This is a genomic window from Poinsettia branch-inducing phytoplasma str. JR1 (genome assembly GCF_000309465.1).
GTDB classification, from domain to species: domain Bacteria; phylum Bacillota_I; class Bacilli_A; order Acholeplasmatales; family Acholeplasmataceae; genus Phytoplasma; species Phytoplasma pruni.
In genome coordinates, this window is sequence record NZ_AKIK01000012.1 from 1 (window position 1) to 2,954 (window position 2,954).

Sequence of the window (2,954 nt, forward strand, 5' to 3'; positions counted from 1 at the left end):
TTTATATAATAAAAATGTATAAATAAAAATATTTTTGATTAAATTTAAGGAGAAAAAAACATCATGTCCAAAAAAATACCTGTAGGCGTGTCTGGAAGACACGTTCATTTAACGCAAAAAACATTAGATATTTTGTTTGGTAGCAAAAATTATCAATTAACTATTTTTAAAAATTTAAAGCAAGTGGGTCAATACGCTGCTGAAGAAAAGATCGATGTTATGAGCTCTGAAGGCAAATTAATTACAGGCGTACGTGTTGTTGGTCCAGTTAGAAATGTTGATCAAGTGGAAATTAGTCAAAGCGATAATTTAAGATATAAATTTAAAGCCCCTGTAAGAAGTTCTGGAGATATTAAAAATTCTGATAAAGCCATTTTAATTGGTCCAAAAGGACAAGTAGATATCGCTGAAGGGGTTATTTTAGCGGACAGACATATTCATTTTTCTGAAGAAGAAGCTAAAGAGTATGGCATCGTAGATAAAGAAATGGTAAATGTTAAAATAGATGGCATTAAACCAGGTGTTTTAGAAGATGTTTTGTGTCGTGTACATAAAGATTATAGATTAGAATGTCATTTAGATACTGACGATGCTAGTGCGTTTTTATTAAAAAGCGGCGATTCAGTAACTTTAATTAAGAAATAATTGGATTTATAACTTTTTTAAATAAGGTCATTTGGTCAAAATTAACCAATCATCGAAAATATATAATTATGATCAAAATATTTTTTATTCCATATTTCTCAAAAATAACATTTTTTGGATAAAAAAGAAAGAGTCATATGTATAATGTGTAAAAACAATAATTTTAAAGAGCCGGAAAAATTTAATAGACCAGAAGTTTTTAGAGACCCAATTTATGGTTATATTTATTTAGATTATCTTTTCTTAGAAAGGTTGATTAATACTAAAGTTTTTCAACGATTAAGACGCATTAAACAATTAAGTTTTGTTAATGTAGTTTTTCATGGCGCGGAACATTCACGTTTTTCTCATAGTTTAGGAGTTTATGAGTTGTCAAGAAGGTTTTTAGAAACTCATAAATTTCAACTATCAGAAGAATTTTTTTCTTTAAGAAACAAATTAATTTTATTAACCGCTTCTTTACTGCATGATATCGGTCATGGAGCTTATTCTCATATGTTTGAACGCATTTTTAAAACCAATCATGAAGAAAAAACTGCTCAAATGATCGTTCATAATGAAGAAATAAGAGCTATTTTAGATTCCATAGATCAAGAATTTAAAAAAGATGTAGCTTCGGTTATTAAAAAAGAAAAAGATAACGAATTTCAATTGATTCAACAACTTTTAACAAGTCAATTAGATTTTGATCGCTTAGACTATTTAAAAAGGGATTCGTTTTTTACAGGCGTTTCTTACGGACATATAGATACTGATCGTTTGATTAGAATTATTGATATAGAAAAACGTGAACAAAAATATCAAATAGTTTTTAGAAAAAACGGTATTTCTGCGATTGAAAACTATTTAATTAATCGTTATCACATGTATAGACAAGTTTATTATCATCCAAAAATTAAAGGTTATTCAATTATTTTAGAAAAAATTTTCATTAGAATAAAAAAATTAATTTCTGAAAATTATTTTTTTGATAGTTATGTTATTGTTCTTTTGAAAGAGTTTTTAGAACAAAAACAAGATTTAAATAAAAGTTTAGAAACATATTTAAAAATAGATGATTTTTACGTTAATTCTTTAATTGTTTGCTTACAAGATGATAAAGACGTTATTTTAGCGAATTTATGTCAAGATTTTTTAAACCGTAGCATATGGAAATATAAAGAAAATAACGATAAGAATAAAGAAATTATAAATAAAATTAAAAAACATTATGGCGTTAATGGCGAATATTACACTTTTGAAGATAATTCTATTACACAAGATGCTTATAGAGAAGATTACGACAATATTGGCGAACAAATTTTTATTTCGTCCCATACTTCATCGAATAATCAAATTCAGCCATTAAGTCGAGAATCAACCATTATTAGTAGTCTAATGGATGGTGTTATGCAAAAAGAAAACCGTAAGTTTTTTTATTATAGAGAGTATTCAGATAAAAAAGAATGAAACCAAAGCACATAATTAAAAAACAATACGGTCAAAATTTTTTAAATGACGTTAATTTATTGACTTATATAGTGAAAAAAGCTGGCTTAGATGATCAAAATGTTGTGGAAATAGGCCCCGGAAAAGGTGCTTTAACTAAATTAATCGTTACCAAGGCAAAAAAAGTTGTGGCTTATGAAATAGACGCTTCTTTCAAACCTTTTTTACAATTTGATTCTCATTTCGATATTAATATTATTTACGATGATTTTTTAAAAAGAAATTTAGAACAAGATTTTCAAACTTTTTTTCAAGAAGAGGAAATTGTTTTAATCGGTAATTTACCTTATAATATTACCTCTCCTATATTATTTAAAATTTTATTTTTGCCACAAATAAAAACTTTCGCTATTATGGTACAAAAAGAAGTAGCCTTGCGTCTTTTATCTAAACCGCACAATACTACTTATAATTCTATAAGTGTTATTTTTCAGTCTTTAATGGTAATTAGTAAAATTAAAGATGTGAAAAATACTATGTTTTTTCCTAAACCGAAAGTAGATAGTACAGTTTTAAAATTTGAAAGAATTCCTTTAGAAGCAACAGAAAAAGCTTTTATAGAAAAGAATTTTTTTACCTTTGTTAAAGCTTCTTTCCGACAAAAAAGAAAAAAATTATTAAATAATCTACATTCTTATTTTAAGATTTCTAAAAAGGAATTAATGCTTTTTTTTGAAACAAATCAACTTTCTTTAGATATAAGAGCAGAACAAATAGGAATTGTACAATTTCAACAAATAGCGACCTCTTTTTTTGATTTTTTTGTTTTATAAAGAAAAATTTCTCACTTTAATTTGAAAAATAAAATAATAAACTCTTAA

The 2,954-nt window shown here is 25.9% G+C and carries 3 protein-coding genes; all 3 read left to right on the forward strand.

The window, feature by feature from the left end; genetic code table 11:
- Positions 1 to 63: 63 nt before the first annotated feature.
- A complete protein-coding gene (gene pduL / locus ON17_RS00465; RefSeq protein ID WP_017191509.1) occupies positions 64 to 645 on the forward strand; it encodes a phosphate propanoyltransferase in 582 nt (193 codons plus the stop codon).
- 144 nt (positions 646 to 789) lie between these two features.
- Entirely contained in the window at positions 790 to 2,094 is a 1,305-nt protein-coding gene (locus ON17_RS00470; RefSeq protein WP_017191510.1) for an HD domain-containing protein, read from the forward strand.
- On the forward strand, positions 2,091 to 2,906 hold the full coding sequence (rsmA, locus tag ON17_RS00475; RefSeq protein ID WP_017191511.1) for a 16S rRNA (adenine(1518)-N(6)/adenine(1519)-N(6))-dimethyltransferase RsmA: 816 nt from the start codon (positions 2,091 to 2,093) through the stop codon (positions 2,904 to 2,906). Before ON17_RS00470 ends, rsmA begins: the two co-directional genes overlap by 4 nt.
- The last annotated feature ends 48 nt before the right edge of the window (positions 2,907 to 2,954 follow it).

Coding starts and splice junctions, on each gene's coding strand:
- pduL (WP_017191509.1), top strand. CDS start 64: ATGTCCAAAAAAATACCTGTAGGCGTGTCTGGAAGACACGTTCATTTA.
- ON17_RS00470 (WP_017191510.1), top strand. CDS start 790: ATGTGTAAAAACAATAATTTTAAAGAGCCGGAAAAATTTAATAGACCA.
- rsmA (WP_017191511.1), top strand. CDS start 2,091: ATGAAACCAAAGCACATAATTAAAAAACAATACGGTCAAAATTTTTTA.